Origin of the sequence: Komagataeibacter sp. SM21 (genome assembly GCF_041402665.1) — a bacterium.
Taxonomy (GTDB): Bacteria; Pseudomonadota; Alphaproteobacteria; order Acetobacterales; family Acetobacteraceae; genus Komagataeibacter; species Komagataeibacter saccharivorans.
Genome location: NZ_JBGLOV010000001.1, coordinates 175816 through 199468 on the forward strand (window position 1 = coordinate 175816; position 23653 = coordinate 199468).

The following is a 23653-nucleotide window of genomic DNA, read 5'->3' on the forward strand; positions in this document are numbered from 1 at the left end:
TGATGGATTTCGGATAGGAAAACCTGATAACTCCACAGGATGCATGATTATCTGATGCGCGCGAATTCCATGACATCTGACAGCGGCGCACCGCTCCCTCCGCGCCCGGCGATGGGCCGCCGCACCATGCTGGCGGCCCTTGCGGCAATCGGGGGCGGGATGTCGTGCGCCCGTGCGGCTTCCCCTGTCGCCCCGCCGGGACCGGATGCCATCGCGGCGCAATGGGCCATCTTCCGTGCGCAATATTTCCGTCCTGACGGCCGCATTGTCGATACCGGCAATAATGGCCAGTCCCATAGCGAGGGGCAGGGCTACGGCATGCTTTTTGCCGTTGCCGCCGGTGATCTCCAGTCGTTCGAGGTCATGTGGAACTGGGCGCGCACCACCTTGCAGCATACGAAGGACAAACTGTTTTCATGGCGGTTCCTGCCCGACCATGATCCCGCCGTGCCCGACACCAACAACGCCACCGACGGCGACCTGCTGATCGCACTGGCCCTTGGGCGCGCGGGGGTGCGATGGGGACGCACCGATCTGGTGCATGATGCGATTGCGATCTATCGCGATGTCCTGAAACACATGACCCTGCAGGTCGGGGGGTATCGGGTCCTGCTGCCGGGGGCGACGGGTTTTGTCACGCCGGATGTGGTGACACTCAACCTGTCCTATTACATCATGCCTGCGCTGCTGCAGGCCATGGAACTGACGGCCGACCGGGCGTGGCGCACGATCATGCATGATGGCATGCGCATCATCCTGCAGGCCCGGTTCGGTCAGTGGCGGCTGCCTGCGGACTGGGTCGCCATGGACCGGCATACGCAGGTTTTCTCCATCGCGAAGGGATGGCCGCCGCGTTTTTCCTATGATGCGATCCGTGTGCCCCTGTATCTGTACTGGGCCCACATGCTGACGCCACGCCTGCAGGCGGATTATGCCCGGTTCTGGAATCATTTTGGCGCGGACGGGCTGCCTGCATGGGTGGACCTGACGACGGGTGCGCGCTCGCCTTATAATGCTCCACCGGGATATCTGGCGGTGGCGCAGTGCACGGGGCTTGCTTCCGTCGCGGAATTGCCGACACTGGACCATTCGCCGGATTATTATTCCGCGGCATTGACGCTTCTGGTTTATATCGCGCGAGCAGAGGAGCAAGCGAAGTGAGCGGTTCAGGGTCGGAAGACAGGGTTGAAGGCAATGGCCAGGCCCCGGCAGGGGAGCGTCCGCAGGATATAGAACGTGTCCTGCAGAGCTTCGGTGTCGAGCAGGGATTCGTTTACCGTCCCTTTAGCGACCCCGCCTTTCAGCCCCCGGATGGTCCCCCTGCGATCGCCCCGCCTTCCACCCACGAAGAAGACGGCCCCGCCGAGACCGAGGACCCTTACGACTGGCAGGGTGACAGCGAACCGGGTGAAAACGAACCGGCTGAAGAACCGGAAATGCGCGACGGGCCAGAAGAGCCAGAAGAGCCAGAAGAGCCAGAAGAGCCAGAAGAACACGATGAAGGCGAAGACGGGCCGGAAGACGTAACGGCGGAAGAGACGCCCGAACACCGGGATCATGCCCTGCCTGCCATCGGCACCGATGTGCCGTCCGAGCCCGCGCACGACGGCCACCCGCCCGCGCCTGCCGTAGCGCATGAAGCGCCGCCGCCGCCACCCGCGGTGGAAGAACCCGCGCTCCCCCCGCCGGAAGCTGCCGTGGCGCCTGAGCCGCCTGCGTTGTCAGAACCGGAACCACACGAAACGCAGGCTCCGCCGCTTCCCGCAATCGAATCGCCGCCGGTGGAAGCGCATGAGCCCGCTCCCGCCCCACCGGTGGAGGAGCCTGCCCCCACACCGGCATTGCAGCCCGCGCGCCGGAACGCCAAAGTGGATCGCTGGCCCCGTGCCCTACCACCCTATAAGGAACCGATGTCGTCGCCACAAAAACATGCGCTGGAGCTTCCGCTATCCTTCCCGGAGGAAACCGGGGAGGAGGACTGGATGCCCGTTCCCAAGGCGCGGCACCAGCGCGGGGAACGCCCGCGCCCTGCAAGCCGTAGCCTTGTTTTCTCCCTCAACCGCCCACCGGATGAACGCAGGCTGTTCAGCTCCGTTCCCGTGCGCGTTTCCCGTCCCCAACATTCCAAGGTGAAGAGCATGACCAAGTCGAATTCGAACCCCAACAGCGAAACCGTCTCCACTCCGTCGGCTGATGGTTCGCCGACCATGAGCGAAATGTTCATGATCCTTGGTGGCCGCGCGACCGAACGCCTGACCCCCAAATCCACCCTGCGCGACGCCCTGCTGCGCCGCCGGGAAGAAGAAGAATCCTGAAAAGGAACGTATCGCGCGTGGTTTCAGGGCCAGTCCGCTATGGCTTCCCTGAAACCATGTGACGATATGACGACCGGGACAGGCGGGGCATTATCCCCGCCGTTTCGCACGATCTGAGCCTTTTCCGTCCAGACCGCCCGCCGGTTTTCAGGCGGCTGGAGTGCCGTTGTGCATGCTGGCGGCAGGCGTAATGACTGTCTGACAGTTTTTGAATGCAGTTTTCTGTTTTTGCAGTTTATTTCGGACGAGTGGATTTATGTCAGAGGTTGAGTCGCCAACACGGGCCGAATCGGCATGGTCGCGCCGGTTAGAACTGTTCCTCGCATCCCGTCCGGGAATTGGAATTACGGTTGCTATCGCCCTGTGCGCCCTGTTCGCGGCCAGTACGGTCACGCTGACGCCCAACCAGCAACTGGTCGTGGCCTTTGTCTACATGGCCGTCTTTTTCGTGGTTGGCAGAAAAAAGACCCGGCATGTCCAGGTCTTTCTGGAAGTCCTGTCGGCTGCCGTATCCCTGCGCTATCTCACATGGCGTCTGACCGATACGCTTTATTTCGACACCTGGATCGAGATCGGACTGGGCACGTTCCTGCTTACGGCGGAACTGTATGCGCTGGTGATGCTCTTCCTGACCTATTTCCAGACCATCTACCCGCTGGGCCGCGCGCCCATTCCCCTGCCCGACAATGCCAGGGACTGGCCCACGGTCGATGTCTACATCCCCACCTATAACGAGGATCTGAGCATTGTCCGCCTGACCATACTTGGCGCGCTGGGCATCGACTGGCCGCGTGACAAGCTGAACGTCTATGTCCTGGATGATGGAAAGCGGGAAGAATTCGCCCGGTTTGCCGAAGAGTGCGGGGTGGCCTACATCGCGCGCCCCGTAAATGAACATGCCAAGGCCGGTAATTTCAACTACGCGCTCAAACGGACATCGGGCGAGTTCATCCTGACGCTGGACAGCGACCATATTCCCACCCGCGCCTTCCTTCAGTTAACCATGGGCTGGATGATCGGGGACCCCAAGATCGCGCTGATGCAGACCCCGCATCATTTCTATTCCCCCGATCCCTTCCAGCGCAATCTGGCGACCGGTTTCCGTACCCCGCCGGAAAGCAACCTGTTCTATGGCGTGGTGCAGGATGGCAATGACTTCTGGGATGCGACCTTTTTCTGCGGCTCATGCGCCATCCTGCGTCGTGAGGCGATCGAGGGCATAGGCGGCTTCGCCACCCAGACCGTGACCGAGGATGCGCATACCGCCCTGCGCATGCAGCGTCAGGGATGGTCCACCGCCTATCTGCGCATACCGCTGGCAGGCGGGCTGGCGACGGAACGGCTGATCACGCATATCGGCCAGCGCGTCCGCTGGGCACGCGGCATGCTGCAGATTTTCCGTATCGACAATCCCCTGCTGGGGCCGGGGCTGAACTGGGGGCAGCGGCTCTGTTACCTGTCGGCCATGATCTCCTTCCTGTTCGCGGTGCCGCGGGTGGTGTTCCTGACCTCGCCACTGGCCTTCCTGTTTTTTGGCCAGAATATCATTACCGCTTCGCCGCTGGCGGTGCTGGCCTACGCTGTTCCGCATATGCTGCACGCGATTGCCACGGCGTCGCGCATCAACAAGGGCTGGCGGTATTCGTTCTGGAGCGAGGTGTACGAAACCACCATGGCGCTGTTTCTGGTGCGCGTGACGATCGCGACCCTGCTGCGTCCCAGACGCGCCCGCTTCAATGTCACGAACAAGGGCGGCGTGCTGGAAAGCGGGTATTTCGACCTGCGCGCGGTCTATCCCAATATCATTCTGGGCATCGTGATGCTGATCGGCCTGTCGCGGGGAATCTACGGGCTGTTTTTCGAGCATGTCGATTTCATCGCCCGGCGTGGTTATCTGCTCAATTCCCTGTGGGCCGCGATCAGCCTGCTGATTATCCTTGCCGCCATTGCCGTGGGCCGGGAAACGCAGCAGAAGCGGTATAGCCATCGTATCCGCGCGGAACTGCCGGTCAGCATCATGGGCGAGGATGGCGTCACGATGAATGGCATGACCGAGGACCTGTCCATGGGGGGGGCGTCGGTCAGCATGAACTGGCCCCACCCGGTCACGGCACCGCAGCAGGTCGATGTCCGCGTCGGCATCGAAGGGGAGCAGGCGCATCTCAGGGCGCGTGTGATCCGTAGCAGCAATGGCAAATGCGTCCTGCAATGGGATATAGGCTCCATTCCGGAAGAAGCCAGTATCGTCCGCATCGTGTTCGGTCGTGCAGATGCGTGGATGGACTGGAACGATTACAGATATGATCAACCCCTGCGCAGCGTGATGGAAATCCTTATCAACATCAAAGGTCTGTTCTATTTCCCCAGGCGGCGGCGCAATGCGGGGGCAGAGGCCAGCTATCCCAGTCTCAGTGAGGAAAATGTGTTAACGGATGAAGGAACGGCCGGGACGGATGGCGCCCAGCGCAGGCGCAAGACCGGTCTGCTGTCCGGCACGCGCAGCCTGAAAATACTGCCGCTGCTGGCATGCCTGTCATGGGCGGCATCGGCGCAGGCGGCTTCCTCCCCCTCACCCTCACCCGCGTCCGCACCCGTATCCACGCCAGCGCCGGTCCCGGCGAGCGATGCCGATACCGACGCCGCCGCTGCGGAAGCCGCAGTGGATAGTGGTGAGAACGCCACTGGGGCGGGGGAGCAGATGGCCACCACCCACACCTATACGCTGGAACAGCTTGGCGCACCGCGCGCCCTGACCATGCGCAGCAACTCGCCGTTGCAGGGTCTGGAATTCGGTGTGCCCGCCGACCGGCTTGTCACCTCCGCGCGGCTGATCGTTTCCGGGGCGATGTCACCCAGCCTGCGGCCCGAGACCAGCGCCGTCACCATCACGCTGAACGAACAGTATGTCGGCACGCTGCGTCCCACCCCTTCGCAGCCGGCATTCGGGCCGATTGCGTTCGATGTGAACCCGATCTTCTTCGTGAACGGGAACCGGCTGAATTTCAATTTCGCCGCAGGCACGCAGGGCTGTGCCGACCCGACCGACAAGCTGATGTGGGCAACCATTTCCCAAAATTCGCAGTTGCAGGTCACGACCATTCCCCTGCCGCCGCGCAGGCAGCTTTCCCGCCTGCCGCAGCCGTTTTTCGACAAGGCAGTGGACCAGCAGGCGACCATTCCCATGGTGCTGGCGGCCAGCTACGATTCTGAAATCCTGACCGCGAGCAGCATCGTCGCCTCATGGTTCGGCAAACAGACCGATTTCCGTGGCGTGACCTTTCCCGTCTTCTCCACCATACCGCAGCGGGGCAATGCGGTTGCGGTGGGCGTGGTTGCGGAACTGCCCGCGGCGCTGGGGCATCTGCAGGTCAACGGGCCGACCGTGCTGGAGCTTGCCAATCCGTCCGACGCCAATGGCACGGTTCTGGTGGTGACGGGCCGCGACCGTGATGAGGTGATTACGGCCAGCAAGGGACTTGGCTTCGGTTCCGCCACGCTGCCCAACGCGCCGCGTGCGGACATTGCCCCCATCGATCTGGCGCCGAGCAGGCCTAACGACGCGCCCGCCTTCATTCCGACCAACCGGCCGGTCAAGCTGGGTGAACTGGTGCCGCCCGGCGTGCTGCAGGGGGTGGGCTATACACCCGGTATCATGAGCGTGCCGTTCCGCGTGCCGCCGGATCTGTACACCTGGCATGACCGTCCGTACAAGATGGATGTGCGTTTCCGCTCCCCCGACGGGCCGATTGTGGACGTGTCCCGGTCGCATCTGGATGTGGGGGTGAACGATGTCTATGTCCGCTCCTATTCCCTGCGTGATGACAGCAATGCCATCAAGAACGTGCTGGAACATCTGGGCCTGCACGCGGCATCGGGGGTGGAGAGCCATATCGTCTCGCTGCCGCCATGGCTGATCTATGGCAAGAACCAGCTTCATTTCTATTTCGACGCCATGCCCATGTCGAGCGCGGTATGCCGGGCCGGGCTGAACGTGCTTCATCTGTCGGTTGATCCTGATTCCACGATCAATTTTTCAAACGCCTTCCATATCACCACCATGCCCAACCTGGCCTATCTGGCCAGTGCGGGGTACCCGTTCACGACCTATGCCGACCTGTCCCGTACTGCCGTCGTGCTGCCCGATCATCCTTCCGCCAGCACGATCAGCGTGTTCATGGACCTGATGGGGTTCATGGGCGCATCGTCATGGTATCCGGTTGCGGGTGTTGAGATCGTGACCGCCGACCATGTCAGCGATGTTGCGGACCGGAACCTGATCGTCCTGAGCACGCTGGGTGAAAGCGGGGACATCTCGCCGCTGCTGGCCAATTCGGCTTACCAGATTTCCGATGGCCGCCTGCACATGTCCATCCGCACGCCGCTGGGTGGTATATGGAATGCGTTCCGCAGTCCGCTGGCCGCGCTGCAGGGACATGGGACGACGGAAATGGAAAGCGACCTGACCGGCGGGGTCGGCGCGATGATGGAGTCCCAGTCGCCGCTCATGGCCGGGCGCACGGTCCTGGCCCTGCTTTCAGCCGATGGACAGGGACTGAACAACCTGATCCAGGTGCTGGAATCGCGTAAGGACCAGCCGCAGATACAGGGCGACCTGCTGCTGGTGCATGGCGATACGCTGTCCACCTATCGCAGTTCGCCGCTCTATACGGTGGGGTCGCTGCCGCTGTGGATGTGGCCGGACTGGTATATGCACAACCATCCCTCGCGCGTGCTGGTGCTGGGCCTGTTTGCCTGCGTGCTGCTGACGGCGGTCATGACACGTGCGCTCGTCCGCCACGCCACCCGTCGATACAAGGAACTGCAGGACCAGCGCCGGACCTATCGCGACTGACCGGGCCGCTCCGTGTCCCGTGCGCCAGCGGCGCGCGGGGCGCATGGACGGCCTAGCCGCGGGGCCTATTCGGTGGCAGAGTAGATTATTGCTGTTTTATCCGCAGCCCCGGTGCGGCATGGTGGCAGCGTAATCAGCGCGACGACAGCACGACCGCGGGGGAGTGCCATGATTTCGAACCACTATCTTGTTATGGACCAGTAATGACAACTTTCAAGAAACAACCGGATTTTTCCCTGTTCCTTCAGGCGCTGTCCTGGGAAATCGACGATCAGGCGGGGATCGAGGTCAGGAACGAACTTCTGCGCGAGGTCGGTCGTGGCATGGCGGGCCGTCTGGCGCCGCCGCTGTGCAATACGCTTGATACGCTTCAGATCGAACTGAACGCCCTGCTGTCCATGCTGGGCTGGGGCTATGTCTCGCTCGAACTGCTGAGCGAGGAAAAGACCCTGCGTATCGTGCATGAAGACCTGCCGCAGGTCGGCAGCGCGGGCGAACCGCCGGGAACCTGGCTGGCACCGGTGCTGGAAGGGCTGTATGGCCGCTGGATCACGTCGCAGCCGGGTGCGTTCGGTGATTACGTGGTGGTGCGTGATCTGGAAGCGGAAGATCTGGATTCCGTGCCCCGCCAGACCATCATCCTTTACATGCGCGTGCGCAGCAACGCGCTGTAAGCTACCGGCGAACTGACACATGCGTTCCCTCCTGCCACTCCTCCGGCAGGGGGAAGGGTGCTGGCGTGCGCAGGCCGGAAGGGCAGGGGCTGCTGCCGTCCGGTCATGGCTGCGCTCATCAGGGTATGATGTTGCGGGTGGCCCTTGTGGCGCATGCCGGTAACCTTCCGTCTGGAACAGGCGGGATATGCGGGCATGGTCGCCGCTGCCCATGCAGGAGCCATCATGGGGTTGCACGATGCGCAAAGGCGGATTTCTGGCCATGGCCGCAGCAGCGACGGGAATGGTATGGGCTGGTACCGCACCGGCAGCAGCCTCGGGCTGGCCCGATACGCCGTCTGGGCGTGCCCGTATGCTGGCGGCCATTCAGGAACTGGAAATCACCCTCCTCACCCATCCCAGCGCGACGCGTGCGCTTGAGGAGTGGTGCGCCACCCATCGCATGGCCGACAGGCCCGTGGTGGTCGCACACAAGGTAGCCGGAAACAGTCCCGAAACCGTGCCCGAGCGGGTACGGACCGATCTGGCCGTCACCGCCACGCAGGCCATCCGGCACCGGCAGGTGCAACTGGTATGTGGCGCGCATGTCCTGTCGGTTGCCGATAACTGGTACGTGCCCGACCGGCTGACGGCGCAGATGAATGACGCGCTTGACCAGACCGACATGCCTTTCGGCCATGTGGTCGCCCCGCTGCATTTTTCCCGGGAGCGGCTGGAATTCGTCCGGCTGTGGTCGCCGTCAGATGAAAAGCCCCCGGTAGCAGTGGGCGCGATGATCGTGCCCCCCGCCATCATCCTGCGCCAGCGCGCCGTGCTGCGCGACGCCCACGGCCTGCCGTTCAGCGAGGTTGTGGAAACCTATACCAGCCAGACGCTCGATTTTACGCCGGCCCCACAGCCCCCGCCCACACGCTGAGCGGATACCGGGCGGGCATTGCCGTGTCCTGTCAACGGGGCTACGCCGATGTGTGGATGAAGACCGGAGCAAGGACGCAATCATGATCGACCTGCGAGATCCAGCCGTACCCGCACACGAGGTAAGGCGGATGCTGGACCTGCAACCGCACCCCGAAGGTGGCAGCTACCGCGAGATATGGCGCGATACGCCAGTCCATGGTGGCCGGGGCGCTGTCTCGACCATCCAGTTCCTGCTTGCAGCAGGGGAGCGGTCGCACTGGCACCGTGTCGATGCGGCGGAAATCTGGTGCTGGCAGGGGGGCAGTCCGCTGGTTCTGGAAATGGCGGCGGAGGGAATGCCGGTTACGCGCACCATCCTTGGCCCGCTTCCGGGCAGCCAGCAGGCGCTTCAGGCCGTGGTGCCCGCAGGCATGTGGCAGGCGGCATCATCGCAGGGGGCGTGGAGCCTTGTGGCCTGTCAGGTCGCGCCTGCGTTCCTGTTCAGCAGTTTCGAACTGGCCCCACCCGGATGGTCGCCGGAAGGAGAGGGCGCATGAACATGCAACTGACCCCGCAATGGCTGGTCTGGGCGCGTGACCTTCAGGCACTGGCCCAGAGTGGCCTGACCTATGCCGAAAGCCCCTTCGACCGGGAACGCTATGAAAGCATAATGCAGATCGCGGCGGACATGATGGCCGCAGGCGGTGCTGCCGACATGAAGCGTGTGCTGGACCTGTTCAGCAGCCAGCACGGTTACGCCACGCCGAAGGTGGTGGTGCGCGCCGCCGTATTCGATGACCGCCAGCGTGTGCTGCTGGTGCGTGAAGTTCTGGATCACGACCGGTGGACCCTGCCCGGCGGCTGGGCCGATGTGAACCTGACGCCGGTTGAAAACGCCGTAAAGGAAGTGCGCGAGGAAAGCGGTTACGACGTGCGCGTAACCCGGCTTGCCGCCGTATGGGACCGCGACCGGCAGGGGCACCCGCCGGCACCGTTTTCGTGCTACACGCTGTGCTTCATCTGTGAACTGACGGGCGGTGCGGCCCGCACCAGTATCGAAACATCTGAAATCGGGTGGTTCGGCGCGGATGAAATCCCCGCTGACCTGTCACTGGGGCGGGTATTGCCCCGGCAGATCGCGCGTCTGTTCGCGCATGCCCGCAATGCGGACCTGCCCGTGGATTTTGACTAGGGCACGGCAGGATCACCCATTGAAAACGCTGCAAACATTTCCATATCCAATACAAATTGTAATTTAACAGCCCATTTATAAACAACAGGACAGCCAATGACCGATCAGACCACAGCAAGCCCGTCCGAAACCACGGGCGAACAGCATGAATTCAGCGCCGAGGTCGGACGCCTTCTCGACCTTGTGGTGCATGCCCTTTATTCCGAACGTGAAATCTTCCTGCGTGAACTGGTTGCCAACGCGGCGGATGCGACGGACAAGCGCCGTTTCGAAGCCCTGACCGATGGCGCGCGCGCGCTGCCCGATGATGCGAAGATCCGCATCAACCCGGACAAGGATGCCCGCCTGCTGACCATCAGCGATGATGGCGCGGGCATGGGCAAGGATGAGCTTGCCCGCAACCTTGGCACCATCGCCCGCTCCGGCACCCGCGCCTTTGGCGAGGAACTGGCCAACGCGAAGCCCGAGGACAAGCCCAACCTGATCGGGCAGTTCGGTGTCGGCTTCTACGCGGCCTTCATGGTGGCGGACCGGGTGGATGTGATCTCGCGCCGCGCCGGAAGTGACGAAGCATGGCGCTGGTCCTCCACCGGCAAGGGCAATTACACCATAAGCCCCGCCACGCGCGACAGGGCGGGCACGGACATCATCCTGCATATCAAGGACGATGCGAACGACTTCCTCGATTCATGGCAGCTTGAGACGATCGTGCGCAAATGGGCCGATCACATCTCGTGGCCGATCACCATCGTCAAGGAAGGCGAGGAAACATCCGCCAACAAGGGGACGGCCCTGTGGCGCAAGCCGCGCGGTGAGATCGACGAGGAACAGCTCAACGAATTCTACCGTCACGTCAGCCACAATTTCGATACGCCGTGGGCGACCCTGCACTGGCATGCCGAAGGCACGCTGGAATTCTCGGCCCTTCTGTTCATTCCCGGCAGCAAGCCGTTCGAGTTTGCCGAACCGGTGCGTGAAAGCCAGATCCGCCTGCACGTCCGCCGCATGTTCATTACGGACGATGCGGGGCTGCTGCCGCCATGGCTGCGTTTCGTGACCGGTGTGGTCGATACCGAAGACCTGCCGCTGAACGTCTCGCGTGAGATGCTGCAGGCGACGCCGGTGCTGGCCCGCATCCGCAAGGCCGTTACCAACCGCGTGATTTCCGAACTCAGGACCCGTGCGAAGGACGAAGCGGATTTTGAGAAGTTCTGGGACAATTTCGGCCCCACCTTCAAGGAAGGTATCTGGGACGATGCGGAACACCGTACCGACCTGGCCACCATCGCGCGCTTCCGTTCCAGCACGCAGGAAGGCTGGACTACGCTCGATGCCTACCTTGAGCGCAGGAAGCCCGAGCAGGAAGCCATTTACTACCTGACGGGCGACCGCACGGAGATGCTGTCCTCCTCGCCGCAGCTTGAAGGTTTCCGCGCGCGTGGGATCGAGGTTCTGCTGCTGTCCGATCCGGTGGATTCCTTCTGGCCCGATCGTCTGGGCGTGTACAAGGACACCCCGCTGCGCAATATCAGCCAGTTCCATACCGATCTGGAAAAGTTTGGCGCACCGGAAGAAACGCAGGCTGAAAAGGATGCGCTGGAAGTCGTCATTCCCGCGCTGAAGGAAGCGCTGGGCGATGCGGTATCTGATGTGAAGGGCACCAACCGTCTGGTCAACAGCGCCGTGGTGCTGGCGGCTCCCGAATCCGGTCCCGACCTGCAGATGATCCGGCTGATGAAGCGCAGTGGCCAGCAGGTGCCAGACACGGCCCCCGTGCTGCAGGTCAATCCCGCGCATCCGCTTGTCCTTGATCTGGCGGCACGGGTGAAGAACGGCGACCCGGTGCAGGATATCGCCCTTGTGCTGATGGATATGGCCCGCATCCAGGATGGCGAAAGCCCGAAGGACCCGACCGGCTTTGCCCAGCGGCTGACCACCATCCTCACGCGTCTGCCGCTGACCGACGGCCCGCAGGGCTGAGCCTTCCGGCTTCATTCTTTTCGCGTTGTTTCATCCCGCCATGCAGGCTGCATGGCGGGATATTTTTTGCCCGATGCAGGTGGCGCCCCTTCCGCCGCCGGCACTGCGCCCGCATATATGGAACCATCCATGAACTGGCTGTATGATACGACCGGTTTCGCAGCGATGGTTTCGCGTGGTCTGACGGGATGAAGCTGCCCCGACTGCCCGGTCATGCGGGATTCGGGGGAAGGGGGCTTGAATACCAGCCTGCCGGATGCTTCCCTACGCGCCCTTCTGGTGTTCTGGTTTTTCTATGGCGGCAAATATTATATGAAAATCGACAACGTCTCCTATCGTAGCGTCTGGGTGGATGCGGATGATGGCTGGTCAGTCCATATCTTTGACCAGACCCGGCTACCGTGGTCGCTGGACATCCTGCGCCTGACCGAACGCGATCAGGTGGCGCATGCCATCCGCACGATGCAGGTGCGCGGCGCACCGCTGATCGGTGCGGTGGCGGCCTACGGGCTGGCCCTTGCATTGCGTCAGGACAGCAGCGATGCGGCGATGGAGCGTGATGCCGCCCTGCTGGCGGCTACCCGCCCCACGGCGGTCAACCTTGCATGGGCCATCCGGCGCATGCTGACGCGCCTGCGCACCACGGCCCCGGCTGACCGCGTGGCAGCCGCCTATGACGAGGCCGGACGCATCTGTGATGAGGACGTCATCCAGAACGAGGCCATTGGCCGACAGGGACTGGAACTGATCGAAGAGATTGCCAGCCGTCGCCCCGGACCGGTCAATGTCATGACCCACTGCAATGCGGGCTGGATCGCCACGGTGGACTGGGGCACGGCCCTTGCGCCGATCTACATGGCGCATGACCGTGGCATTGACGTGCATGTATGGGTGGATGAAACCCGCCCGCGCAATCAGGGCGCGTCGCTGACCGCGTGGGAACTGGGGCGTCATGGCGTGAAGCATACCGTCATTGCGGATAATGCCGGTGGCCACCTGATGCAGCATGGCATGGTGGACATGGTCATCGTCGGTACCGACCGCGTGACGCGTACGGGCGATGTGGCGAACAAGATCGGCACGTATCTCAAGGCGCTGGCCGCGCATGACAATGGCGTGCCTTTCTGGGTGGCGCTGCCTTCCACCACCATCGACTGGACCATCAGTGACGGTGTGACGGAAATCCCCATTGAGGAACGCAACGGCCGCGAAGTCACCCATATACAGGGACGCGACGAAACCGGCGCCGTGACCACCGTGCAGCTTGTGCCCGATGGCAGCAAGGGGGCCAATCCGGCCTTTGATGTCACGCCCGCGCGGCTGGTGACGGGACTGATTACCGAACGGGGCCGCTGCCCCGCATCGGCCGACGGGTTGTGCGACCTGTTTCCCGAATACGTGTGACACATCACCTATAACCTTGACAGGCGGGGGCGGGATTGGCTTTGTCGCGCCTGAAACCGGGCGCGTCCATGGCAGGCGCGCCCCCCGGACTCTGGTAGAATCAGGACAAGAGCATGCATCCCTATCGTACCCATAGCTGCGCGGCCCTGCGGGCTGCTGACGCCGGGCAGACGGCCCGCCTTTCCGGGTGGGTACACAGCAAGCGCGACCACGGCGGCCTGCTGTTCATTGACCTGCGCGACCATTTTGGCATGACGCAGATCGTGATCCCCGCCGGTTCCCCCGTTCTGGAAACGGCCGAGCGCGTGCGCGTGGAAAGCGTGCTGACGGTAACGGGCGAAGTGGTGCTGCGCGATGGCGCGACCAAAAACCCGAACCTGCCCACGGGTGAGATCGAACTGCGCGCGCGAGAAATCGCGGTCCAGTCCAGCGCCGACGTGCTGCCGCTGCAGGTGGCGGGGAACGAGCATTACCCTGAAGACCTGCGCCTGACCTACCGCTACATCGACCTGCGGCGCGACAAGGTGCACCGCAACATCATGCTGCGCGCGCAGGTGATCGCCAGCCTGCGCAAGCGCATGACGGATCTGGGGTTCATGGAATTCCAGACGCCGATCCTGACCGCATCCTCCCCCGAAGGCGCGCGCGACTTCCTCGTGCCCGCGCGCATGCATCCGGGCAAGTTCTATGCCCTGCCGCAGGCCCCGCAGCAGTTCAAGCAGCTTGCCATGGTCGCGGGCTTCGACCGCTATTTCCAGATCGCACCCTGCTTCCGCGATGAAGCGGCGCGTGCCGACCGCTCGCCCGGTGAGTTCTATCAGCTCGATTTCGAAATGGCGTTTGCAACACAGGAAGATGTGTTCGCGACGCTGGAACCCGTGATGGAAGGCGTGTTTCGCGAATTCGGCGGTGGCCGGACCGTCAGCAAGGCCCCGTTCGAGCGCATTCCCTACGCCACGGCCATGGATGTGTATGGCAGCGACAAGCCTGACCTGCGCAACCCGCTGAAACTGTCCGACGTGACCGAAGCCTTCGCCGGTTCCGGTTTCGGCCTGTTTGCCCGCATCGCCGCCGATGGTGGTCAGGTCCGCGCCATTCCCGCGCCGGGTGCGGGTGACCGCCCGCGTGCCTTCTTTGACAAGCTCAATAACTGGGCGCGCGAATCCGGTGCCGGTGGGCTGGGCTACATCATCTTCGCCGAAGATGGCGGCAAGGGACCGATCGCCAAGAACCTTGAAGCCGAGCGTATCGAGGCCATTCGTGCGGCAACAGGGCTGAAGGCGGGCGACGCCGTGTTCTTCGTGGCGGGCAAGGGCGATGAGATGGTCAAGTTCTCGGGGGCGGTGCGTACGCGCGTTGCGACCGAACTGGACCTGATCGAACAGAACGCCTTCCGCTTCTGCTGGATCACGGATTTCCCGATGTATGAGCGCAATGAGGAAACGGGCGAGATTGACTTCTCCCACAACCCGTTCTCCATGCCGCAGGGCGGCATGGACGCGCTGCAGAATCAGGACCCGCTGACCATCAAGGCCTACCAGTACGATATCGTGTGCAATGGCGTGGAACTGTCATCGGGCGCGATCCGTAACCACCAGCCCGATGTGATGATCCGTGCGTTCGAGATCGCGGGCTATCCCGCCAGCGAGGTCGAAGCCCGCTTTGGCGGCATGCTGAATGCGTTCCGTTATGGCGCGCCGCCGCATGGTGGTTCGGCCCCCGGCGTGGACCGTATCGTGATGCTGCTGGCTGATGAGCCGAACATCCGCGAAGTGATCCTGTTCCCGCTCAACCAGCAGGGCGAAGACCTGATGATGGGGGCACCGGCCCCGGTCGAGCCGCAGCGGCTGAAGGAACTCTCCCTCGCGCTCGACCTGCCCCGCCCCAAGCCCGGTCAGGCCAAGAACTGACCCTCATGGCGCGGGTGGGGCGTGCCGGGGCGCTTGCCCATGGCTGCATGGTCATCGTTGCGGGCGTAATCGCCCTGTGGCGGGGCCATTCGGTCGCGGCCCCCGCTTCCGCCCCCGTCATGGCCCCGCATCGCGCGGTCTATGATCTTTCCCTCTCCGCCGTGGGGGATGGCGATGTCGTCACGGCGGAAGGGCAACTGACTTTTGTCCTGTCCGACATGTGTTCGGCATGGTCTACGCAGCAGCAACTGCACCTGCGCACCACGGGGCGTAGCGGGGCGGAAGCCATAAGCGATTCGGATTATGCTGTGCTGGAGGAAAAGGACGGCTCATCCCTCGTATTCCGTGCCGACCAGACGGAAAATGGCACACCCGCGCCCCGCATCGCGGGTGAAGCGCGGATGGGGACCAGGGGCGGCAGCGTGCATTATACTGCCCCCGCCACCCATGATGTTGCCCTGCCTGTGGGCACGCTGTTTCCCGTAGCGTATACCCGCGCCGTCATTGCAGCCGCCCTTGCAGGCAGGGGGCAGATTTCCCCCGATCTGTTTGATGGAACCGTCGAAACCGGGGCGCTGGGCACGTATGTGCTGCTGCTGGGCCAGCAGGCGGCCCCGGTTGCCGTGCCTTTTCCCGCGCTGGCCACCCTTCCGGCGGTGCGGGTGCATGTTGCGTATTACAACAGCGCCACGCACGACATGACGCCGATGTTCCAGACCGGAATGCGTTATTTCATCAATGGCGTGGCCGACAATGTGGAGCTGGATTTCGGGCAGTTCCGCGTGGCGGGCACCTTACGTGAATTCCGCCTGTTACCCGCCCATGACCGCTGCATGGGCGGTGCCAGTCCACCGGCGGGCGGTGTGGTCAGTCCGCCGCGCCAGCGTCAGCCGGCGTAAGGGTGATCGTCAGCGGTACATGATCGGATGGCTGTTCCCTGCCGCGCTCGTCACGGGCAGGCAGGGCGGTCAGCAGCCGTTCGGCCACGCGGGGCGACAGAAGGGCATGGTCGATGCGCAGGCCGCTGTTACGCTGCCATGCAGCCGCCTGATAATCCCAGAACGTATAGAACGCCCCGGTGGGGTGCAGGGCGCGCAGTGCGTCCGTCAGCCCCAGCCACAGCAGACGGCGGAAGGCCGCGCGGGTCTGCGGGCGGACCAGTGCGTCATCGGGTGACAGCGCGCCCGGGGCACAGTCTTCTTCCGTGGGGCAGACATTGTAATCCCCCATCAGGATGAAATCCTGCCCCGCCTTCAGCATCGCCTGCGCATGCAGGGCGAGGGCTTCCATGAAAGCCAGCTTTGATTCGTATCCCGGCGTTCCACCGGAATTGCCGTTGGGCAGGTAAAGATTGCCAACCACCAGACCACAGGTGCGGATTTCTACATAGCGTGCCTGTGGCGGTTCCGTTTCCCAGCCGGGCAGGCTGGTATGGGGGACCGTATGCGGGTGGCGGGTCAGGATGGCGACGCCGTTATAGCTTTTCTGTCCCACCACGATGCTGTCATAGCCCGCAGCCCTGAACACATCGACGGGGAAGATTTCGGTGGCGCATTTGATTTCCTGCAACGCCAGCACGTCGGGCTGCTCGCGGGCAAGATAGTCCAGCACATGGTCCTGACGCTGGCGGATGGAATTGACGTTCCAGGTCGTGAGTTTCATCATTCGACCGAAAAGCTCGTGCCACATCCGCACGATGACGCGGCATTGGGGTTACGCACGGTAAAATGCGCGCCCATCAGGCTGTCATTGAAGTCCAGTTCGGCCCCGGCCAGCAGGTCCATGCTGGCCGGATCGACCAGCACGCGGGCATCGCCTGCCGTAATGACGATATCATCGGGCAGGGTGGCGGGATCGAGCGCGAATTTGTACTGAAATCCATTACACCCCCCCGCCAGAACCGACACGCGCAGCGCCGGTTCGTCGTCCGCGCCCGTGGGCTGTTCGTCCAGGATCTCACGCAGGCGCCGGGCAGCCGAATCCGATACGCGGAAGCTTTCGGCGGTGGGGGAAGGGGGCATCGACATCGGGCTTCACCATGGTGTGTGGAACGCGCAGACACGGGATCATGTTGGCCACGGGCCGCGCGCGGGTTATGGATGCAGGCGGCGGTATCATCATGTGCCGTCTTATCCATGGCTGGGTCTTGATCATATATGAGTACTGCACCCTACGCTGTCCAGACCGCCACCGCGCGTGGCCGCCTTCATCGCGAAGCGGAAGCCCCGACACGCAGCCCCTGGCAGCGTGACCGCGACCGGGTCATCCACTCCGCCGGGTTCCGTACCCTGCAATACAAGACGCAGGTGTTCCTGAACCATGAGGGGGATTTCTTCCGCACGCGCCTGACCCATTCGCTGGAAGTCGCGCAGGTCGCGCGCTCGATTGCGCGCAGGCTGGGGCTGGAGGAAGACCTGACCGAAGGGCTTGCCCTCGCCCATGATCTTGGCCACACGCCCTTTGGCCATGCGGGGGAGGAAGCGCTTGCGGCAGCGATGAAGCCGTGGGGCGGGTTCGATCACAATACCCAGTCCCTGCGGCTGGTGACGTTGCTGGAACGGCGGTATTTCGCCTTCGACGGGCTGAACCTGACATGGGAAATGCTCGAAGGGCTGGCCAAGCATAATGGCCCGGTGGATCATCCGACCACCTATGTCGCCGATTACGCGGCCCGGCACGGGCTGGAACTGCAAAGCTATGCCTCGGCCGAGGCACAGGTGGCCGCCGTGTCGGATGACATCGCCTATCACGCCCATGATCTTGACGATGGCCTGCGGGCGGGTCTCCTGCATATCGAGGAACTGGAAGCCCTGCCGGTGGTGCGTGAAGCACTGGCCGAAGCCCGCGCCGCCCAGCATCAGGCGGGCCACAGCATCGGCAATAACGATCCCCGCCTGCGGCATGAAACGCTGCGCCGCGTCATCAACGCGCTGGCGATGGACCTGATCGGGCAGACGCAGCGCAATCTTGAACGGCTGTCCCCCCGGTCATCGGACGACATACGCAATGCTGCCGCCCCGGTCGTGGCGTACAGTCCGGCCATCGCGGCGGCCAATCTGGAAATCCGCAAATTCCTGTATGCCCGCCTTTACCGCCACTGGCGCGTCAACCGGATGACCCGCAAGGCGCGGCTGACGGTCGAATCGATTTTCAGCATCCTGTCGGAAAACGTGACGCTGCTGCCCGATGGCTGGCGCGAGTCCGCTCTGGCCGCGCGGGATGGCGGGGACATGGCGCGTGCGTGCCGCGTGGTGGCCGATTATATTGCCGGTATGACCGATCGCTGCGCGATGGAAGAATATCGACGGTTGACGGACCTGTCCTCGCCGGGGTGAAACACGCGCAGCAAGATCATCCGCCTGTCATGCCATCTGGCATCACGGCAGGCCATTTATGCCGGGCCGCGGGGTCCGGCGCCGTTTTTTGGGAAACCGAGCCGCATGTCAGAAAGTCTGTTCGCCCGTTACCTCTCGCATGTGCGCGACGCGCTGCGTCAAATCCTGCCTGACCTGCCGCCCGCCACGCTGGACCGGGTGGAAGTCACCTCCACCCGCGATCCCGCCCATGGCGATCTGGCCACCAATGCGGCGCTGGTCATCTCCAAGGCCGCGCGGCGTCGCCCGGCTGAAATCGCGGCGGAACTGGTTACGGTGCTGGCGGGCGCGCCCGGCATCACGCGCGCCGAAGTGGCGGGGCCGGGTTTCGTCAACATGACGCTGTCCGCATCGGTGTGGCAGGGCATCGCGCGCGAGGTGCTTGAAGCGGGCGAGGATTACGGTCAGGGCACCGCAGGCGAGGGCGTGCGGGTGAATGTGGAATATGTTTCCGCCAACCCTACCGGCCCCATGCATGTCGGTCACTGCCGCGGCGCCGTGGTGGGGGACGTGCTGGCCAACCTGCTGGCCAAGGCGGGTTACGCGGTGACGAAGGAATATTACATCAATGATGCCGGGGCGCAGGTCATCGCCCTGGCATGGGCGGCGTACTGGCGTTACCTGCAGGCGCTGGGCACGACCATGGACGAGGCGGAATTCGCCGCCATCGTGCCCGGTGGTGCGATCCAGTACGGTGGTGACTACCTTGTCCCCGTGGGCGAGGCGCTGGTGGCGCGACACGGCGCGACGCTTGCGGCGGCGGACGCGAAACCCGCCGACCCGTCCGTATGGCTCGATACCGTCCGGACCGAGACGGTCGATGCCATGATGGGCATGATCCGGCAGGATCTGGCCGCCCTTGGCGTGCATCATGATGTCTTTACCAGCGAAGCCCGGATTCTGGCGGATGGCGAAACCGACCGCGCCATTGCCCGTCTTGAAGAAAAGGGCCTGATTTACGAAGGCGTGCTGGAACCGCCCAAGGGCAAGCTGCCCGATGACTGGGAAGCCCGCCCGCAGACGCTGTTCCGCTCCACCGAATTCGGGGATGACGTGGACCGGCCCCTGCGCAAGTCCGACGGGTCCAACACCTATTTCGCCAATGATATCGGCTACCATGCGGACAAGATCCGCCGGGGCGCGGATGTGCTGATCGATGTGTGGGGGGCGGATCATGGCGGTTACGTCACCCGCATGAAGGCAGCCGTGGCGGCGCTGGCGACGGATGGCCGCCCCGTGCTGGACGTGCTGCTGTGCCAGATCGTGCGCATCGTGCGCGATGGCCAGCCGGTGCGCATGTCCAAGCGCGCGGGCACCTTCGTTACCCTGCGCGACCTAATTGACGAAGTCGGGCGTGACGCCGTGCGCTTCACCATGCTGACGCGCAAGGCTGACGCGCAGATGGAATTCGATCTGGATCAGGTCGTGGCCCAGAGCCGCGACAACCCGGTCTTTTATGTCCAGTACGCCCATGCGCGCTGCTGTTCGGTGCTGCGGGCCGCAGCCGGTCTGGTCAATGAAGGCAGGCTGCCCGGTGGCATCACGCCTGCCGAACTGGCGCAGGGCGACCTGTCGGGCCTGACATCGGATGCGGAACTGGCCGTGCTGCAGCGCATGGCGCAGTGGCCGCGCATGGTGGAATCGGCCGCCGCCGCGCATGAACCGCACCGGATCGCCTTCTACCTCAATGAACTGGCGTCGGATTTCCATGCCCTGTGGAACCGGGGACGTGACGACACCACCCTGCGTTTCCTTCAGGAAGACGATGTTGAGGCGACCCGGATGAAACTGGCCCTTGTCGAAGCAACGGCAACCGTGCTGCGTTCAGGAATGAAAGTACTCGGCGTGCAGCCGGTCGAGGAGATGCGATGAGTCCTGACGATACATCATCCCCTGATACGCCCCCTGACGATGACCGCCACAACCCGGCGGCGCCAGATCCCTATGCCGCATCCAAAAGCCGGATGCGCGAACGCATGGGGGCGGATTCCAATCCCGATATCGACCCGCGCAACCCCATGGAACCACCCGAGGGTGGCCGCTCCCGACCGGGACGCAGCGGGGCGGGCATGGACTTCCGTGGCATGCTGGCGCGGCTTGGCGGGATCAGTCTGATCGGTCACGACCCGACAACGCGCAAACTGGTTTACGGTGCCGCCGGACTGGGCGGCGTGCTGGTGGTGGCGATCGGTGGCTGGTCGCTGTTCGGCCATCATCAGGGCGGGATTCCCGTTCTGGGGCCGCCACCGGGGCCGGTGCGGGTCAAGCCGGCCGATCCGGGCGGCATGCAGATACTTGGCGCCGCCGATGGCATGCCCGCTGATGGCGGGGTGATGCGTCTTTCCCCGCCGCCGGAACAGCCGCAGCCCGATGCCATGGCCCGGCAGTATGGCCAGAACGCTGGCCCGGACGCAGCACACCCGGCTGATGCCGCCACGGCACCCGAAGCCACGCCCACGCCACCAGCCCCGCCTGCTGGCGCGACCCCGGCCGCACCGCCCCCGGCTGCACAGGAAGCCCCGGAACCGGAGGCCGCGGCCCCGCCACCGTCCCGATCCGTAGCCGAAGCGCCATCCCCCGCAGCAACCCTGCCGCCGCCTGCATCGGGCGAGGCGGGTGAGGGGAGCGGCGCATATGGCGTCCAGCTTGCCGCCCTCGATTCCCAGGCGGCGGCCCTGAAAAGCTGGAACAGCCTGAGCAGCCGTTACCCCGCCATTTTCGGGGCGTACCAGCCAGCGGTGGTGAAGGCCGAACGCAATGACCGCACCTTCTACCGCCTGCGGGTAAAGGGGCTGACCAAAGCGCAGGCCACGGGGCTTTGCGAGAAGGCCAGGGCAAAAAGTCTGCCGTGTGATCTGGTCCATTCCTGAGACAGTCGTGATACGGACCACACAGCGGAGGGATGGGTGAACGGGGACAGTACATCCGTCCCCGCTGCGCAGTCCGTCGCCTCCACCGCTCCCATCGTCCATCTGGAAGGTTTCCAGGGGCCGATGGACCTGCTTTTGGAACTAGCGCGGGCGCAGAAGGTGGATCTGTGGCGCATATCCATCCTGCAACTGGTCGAGCAGTTCCTGTCCGTTGTCCGCTCCGCCCAGACGGTGCGGCTGGAACTGGCGGCGGACTGGCTGGTTATGGCGGCGTGGCTGGCATGGCTCAAATCCCGCCTGCTTCTGCCTGAAGACGATGAGGAAGCCACCGATGCGGAAGAAGCGGCGGCGCTTCTGCATGAACGGCTGCTGGAACTTGAGCGCATGGTCCAGCTTGGCCGGTGGCTGGCGGCCCGTCCCCAGTTGGGGCATGTGGTGTTCGAGCGCGGACAGCGCGAGGATCTGGTGGAAATCGACCGCTCCGGGCTGGCGGTGGATGTGCCCCAGCTCATGCGGGGCTATATGGCGGCCATGCGGCGGCGCGTGCGCCGGTCCGTCTATCAGCCACGGGTATTGCGTTTCTGGACCGTGCAGGACGCGCTGGCGCGGTTGCGGCGCATGCTGGGCGGTGGCGTGGGGGAGGAAGGCTGGTGCGGGCTGGAGCATTTCCTGCCTGATCCCCTGCCGCAGCCCGACATGGCGGATGACATGGCCGAAACCGGTCGTCGCGCCGCGGTTGCGGGCACGCTGCTGGCCAGCCTTGAAATGGCGCGCAATGGCGCGATTGAACTCCAGCAGGCCCGGCAGTTCGGTCGTATCCTGCTACGTGAACGCATGGCGGATGACAGCGCCGTGGCAACAGAACCGGAAGGGGACATGGCCTGATGAACGATACGCAGCATGCGCAGGGCGAACTGATCGGTGATGAGGCTCCGGCTGTCGACATCCCGGTGCGCGAGTTTTCCATCAGGCTGGCGGAAGCCCTGATATTCGCCCGCGCCGATCCCCTGAGCACCCGTGCCGTGGCGGAGGTGCTGAGCGCGCAGGGTGGCGTCCCGCATGATGTAGCCGACCGCGACGCCTATGTCGCCGCGACACTGGCGGCACTGGGCGCGCAGTATGCGGGGCGGGGTGTGGTGCTGGTGGAAGTGGCGGGGGGATGGCAGTTCCGCACCGCGCCCGACCTTGCATCCCGGCTGACCCGCGTGATGCCGCGCCCGCGCAGGCTGGCGCGTTCCACCATGGAAACGCTGGCCATCATCGCCTATCACCAGCCCTGCACCCGCGCCGAGATCGAGGAAATCCGTGGCGTGAGCCTGAGCCAGCAGGTACTCGATACATTGCTGGAAGCCGAACTGATCATGCCGCTGGGGCGTAAGGAAGTGCCGGGGCGGCCGATCCTGTGGGGCACGTCCTCGGGTTTCCTGCGGCATTTCGGCCTCAAGGACCTTGGCGACCTGCCCCGGCGCGAGGAGCTTCTGGTGGACGTGCCCGATACGGGTATGCAGCCCGGCACGGATGACGAGGTTCCTGACCCGCCCATGTCATGATAGGTGTGCGGGGGCGTATGGTCGTATGTACGTGCGCGTGGCGCGCTGGGGAAGGATACAGGGTTCATGTTCGATTTCGCGTGGTCTGAATTTGCCCTTGTCGGGGTGGTCGGCCTGTTGCTGATCGGCCCGAAGGACATGCCCGTCGCCATCCGCACGGTCACGGGCCTGATCAAGAAGGCACGCGGGCTTGCGACCGAGTTCCAGTCCCATGTTGACGAGATGGTGCGTGAAGCCGACCTGACCGAAGCGCGCGACCAGCTTGGCCAGTTGGGGCGGCTGAACGTGCGCGACAAGCTGATGAAGGCCATTGATGGTGATGGCGCGCTGCGCCGTTCGCTGACCATGCCGCCGCTGGTGGAAAACCCGCCCCCGCCATCCCCCGCCGCCGGGACAGCGCCCCCCCTGCCGGAACGTCCGCTGCCCGCCCGCCATTACATTCCGCCCCTTGTGGATGAGATGGACCGCGATACGGGACCGGTGCCTGATGCGCCGGATTTCCTGCCGCCCCGCACCGCACGCCGCATTGCTGCCGAACTGCCCCATCTGGCGCCGCCCGCCTTCCTGCCGCCGGTGCGCGTCATCCATCGGGGCCAGCGCGTATCCGTCATGACGGCAGGCAGGAATACCTAACG

The 23653-nt window shown here is 64.0% G+C and carries 19 protein-coding genes; 17 read left to right on the forward strand and 2 right to left on the reverse strand.

Translation table 11 applies throughout. The features are described from left to right. The first annotated feature begins 54 nt into the window (after positions 1-54). The 11 genes from ACBR42_RS00755 to ACBR42_RS00805 all read left to right on the forward strand — a co-directional run bounded on the left by ACBR42_RS00755 (position 55) and on the right by ACBR42_RS00805 (position 16123). Entirely contained in the window at positions 55-1161 is a 1107-nt protein-coding gene (locus tag ACBR42_RS00755) for a glycosyl hydrolase family 8 (protein ID WP_371207056.1), read from the forward strand. After that, positions 1158-2315: a hypothetical protein gene (locus ACBR42_RS00760; RefSeq protein WP_371207057.1), complete on the forward strand. Its 1158-nt coding sequence runs from the start codon at positions 1158-1160 to the stop codon at positions 2313-2315. Before ACBR42_RS00755 ends, ACBR42_RS00760 begins: the two co-directional genes overlap by 4 nt. 256 nt (positions 2316-2571) lie before the next feature. After that, the gene (gene bcsA, locus ACBR42_RS00765; RefSeq protein WP_371207058.1) at positions 2572-7167 is read left to right on the forward strand and encodes a UDP-forming cellulose synthase catalytic subunit; all 4596 of its coding nucleotides are present in this window, start codon (positions 2572-2574) and stop codon (positions 7165-7167) included. Positions 7168-7370: 203 nt separating this feature from the next. Further along, positions 7371-7841, forward strand: a complete 471-nt coding sequence (gene bcsD, locus ACBR42_RS00770) for a cellulose biosynthesis protein BcsD (protein ID WP_102324647.1) — start codon at positions 7371-7373, stop codon at positions 7839-7841. Positions 7842-8103: 262 nt separating this feature from the next. After that, positions 8104-8757 (forward strand): hypothetical protein, encoded by a 654-nt coding sequence (locus ACBR42_RS00775; protein ID WP_371207059.1) that lies wholly within the window; start codon positions 8104-8106, stop codon positions 8755-8757. Positions 8758-8839: 82 nt separating this feature from the next. Beyond that, on the forward strand, positions 8840-9295 hold the full coding sequence (locus tag ACBR42_RS00780) for a cupin domain-containing protein (protein WP_371207060.1): 456 nt from the start codon (positions 8840-8842) through the stop codon (positions 9293-9295). Then, positions 9292-9930, forward strand: a complete 639-nt coding sequence (locus tag ACBR42_RS00785) for an NUDIX hydrolase (protein WP_132305644.1) — start codon at positions 9292-9294, stop codon at positions 9928-9930. The genes ACBR42_RS00780 and ACBR42_RS00785 overlap by 4 nt, the downstream gene beginning before the upstream one ends. A gap of 96 nt (positions 9931-10026) precedes the next feature. Then, positions 10027-11910 carry a molecular chaperone HtpG gene (gene htpG / locus ACBR42_RS00790; protein WP_110546897.1) on the forward strand — a complete coding sequence of 628 codons (1884 nt, stop codon included), beginning with the start codon at positions 10027-10029 and terminating at the stop codon, positions 11908-11910. Positions 11911-12222: 312 nt separating this feature from the next. After that, positions 12223-13314, forward strand: coding sequence for an S-methyl-5-thioribose-1-phosphate isomerase (gene mtnA / locus ACBR42_RS00795; RefSeq protein WP_102324840.1), 1092 nt, complete (start codon positions 12223-12225; stop codon positions 13312-13314). Positions 13315-13427: 113 nt separating this feature from the next. Then, complete coding sequence (gene aspS / locus ACBR42_RS00800; RefSeq protein WP_102324641.1) at positions 13428-15224, forward strand: aspartate--tRNA ligase; 1797 nt, start codon at positions 13428-13430, stop codon at positions 15222-15224. A gap of 5 nt (positions 15225-15229) precedes the next feature. Continuing rightward, positions 15230-16123 (forward strand): EipB family protein, encoded by an 894-nt coding sequence (locus tag ACBR42_RS00805; RefSeq protein WP_371207061.1) that lies wholly within the window; start codon positions 15230-15232, stop codon positions 16121-16123. On the opposite strand, the gene ACBR42_RS00810 is transcribed toward ACBR42_RS00805, so the two are convergent. After that, positions 16092-16889 (reverse strand): exodeoxyribonuclease III, encoded by a 798-nt coding sequence (locus tag ACBR42_RS00810; protein ID WP_371207062.1) that lies wholly within the window; start codon positions 16887-16889, stop codon positions 16092-16094. The two genes, ACBR42_RS00805 and ACBR42_RS00810, sit on opposite strands and share 32 nt — an antisense overlap. Next, positions 16886-17251, reverse strand: coding sequence for a HesB/IscA family protein (locus ACBR42_RS00815; protein WP_371207063.1), 366 nt, complete (start codon positions 17249-17251; stop codon positions 16886-16888). The genes ACBR42_RS00810 and ACBR42_RS00815 overlap by 4 nt, the downstream gene beginning before the upstream one ends. A 129-nt stretch (positions 17252-17380) precedes the next feature. On the opposite strand from ACBR42_RS00815, the gene ACBR42_RS00820 reads away from it, so the two are divergent. The 6 genes from ACBR42_RS00820 (at position 17381) to tatB (ending at position 23651) form a co-directional block, all read left to right on the forward strand. Next, entirely contained in the window at positions 17381-18559 is a 1179-nt protein-coding gene (locus ACBR42_RS00820; protein ID WP_102324637.1) for a deoxyguanosinetriphosphate triphosphohydrolase, read from the forward strand. A 105-nt stretch (positions 18560-18664) separates the two neighbouring features. Then, positions 18665-20470, forward strand: coding sequence for an arginine--tRNA ligase (gene argS, locus ACBR42_RS00825; RefSeq protein ID WP_110546892.1), 1806 nt, complete (start codon positions 18665-18667; stop codon positions 20468-20470). Beyond that, the gene (locus ACBR42_RS00830) at positions 20467-21468 is read left to right on the forward strand and encodes an SPOR domain-containing protein (RefSeq protein WP_371207064.1); all 1002 of its coding nucleotides are present in this window, start codon (positions 20467-20469) and stop codon (positions 21466-21468) included. The genes argS and ACBR42_RS00830 overlap by 4 nt, the downstream gene beginning before the upstream one ends. Before the next feature lie 36 nt (positions 21469-21504). Then, positions 21505-22353 (forward strand): ScpA family protein, encoded by an 849-nt coding sequence (locus ACBR42_RS00835; RefSeq protein ID WP_132305652.1) that lies wholly within the window; start codon positions 21505-21507, stop codon positions 22351-22353. Then, positions 22353-23018, forward strand: coding sequence for an SMC-Scp complex subunit ScpB (gene scpB / locus ACBR42_RS00840; RefSeq protein ID WP_102324634.1), 666 nt, complete (start codon positions 22353-22355; stop codon positions 23016-23018). The genes ACBR42_RS00835 and scpB overlap by 1 nt, the downstream gene beginning before the upstream one ends. Positions 23019-23084: 66 nt before the next feature. Continuing rightward, complete coding sequence (gene tatB, locus ACBR42_RS00845) at positions 23085-23651, forward strand: Sec-independent protein translocase protein TatB (RefSeq protein WP_282760943.1); 567 nt, start codon at positions 23085-23087, stop codon at positions 23649-23651. Positions 23652-23653 lie beyond the last annotated feature (2 nt).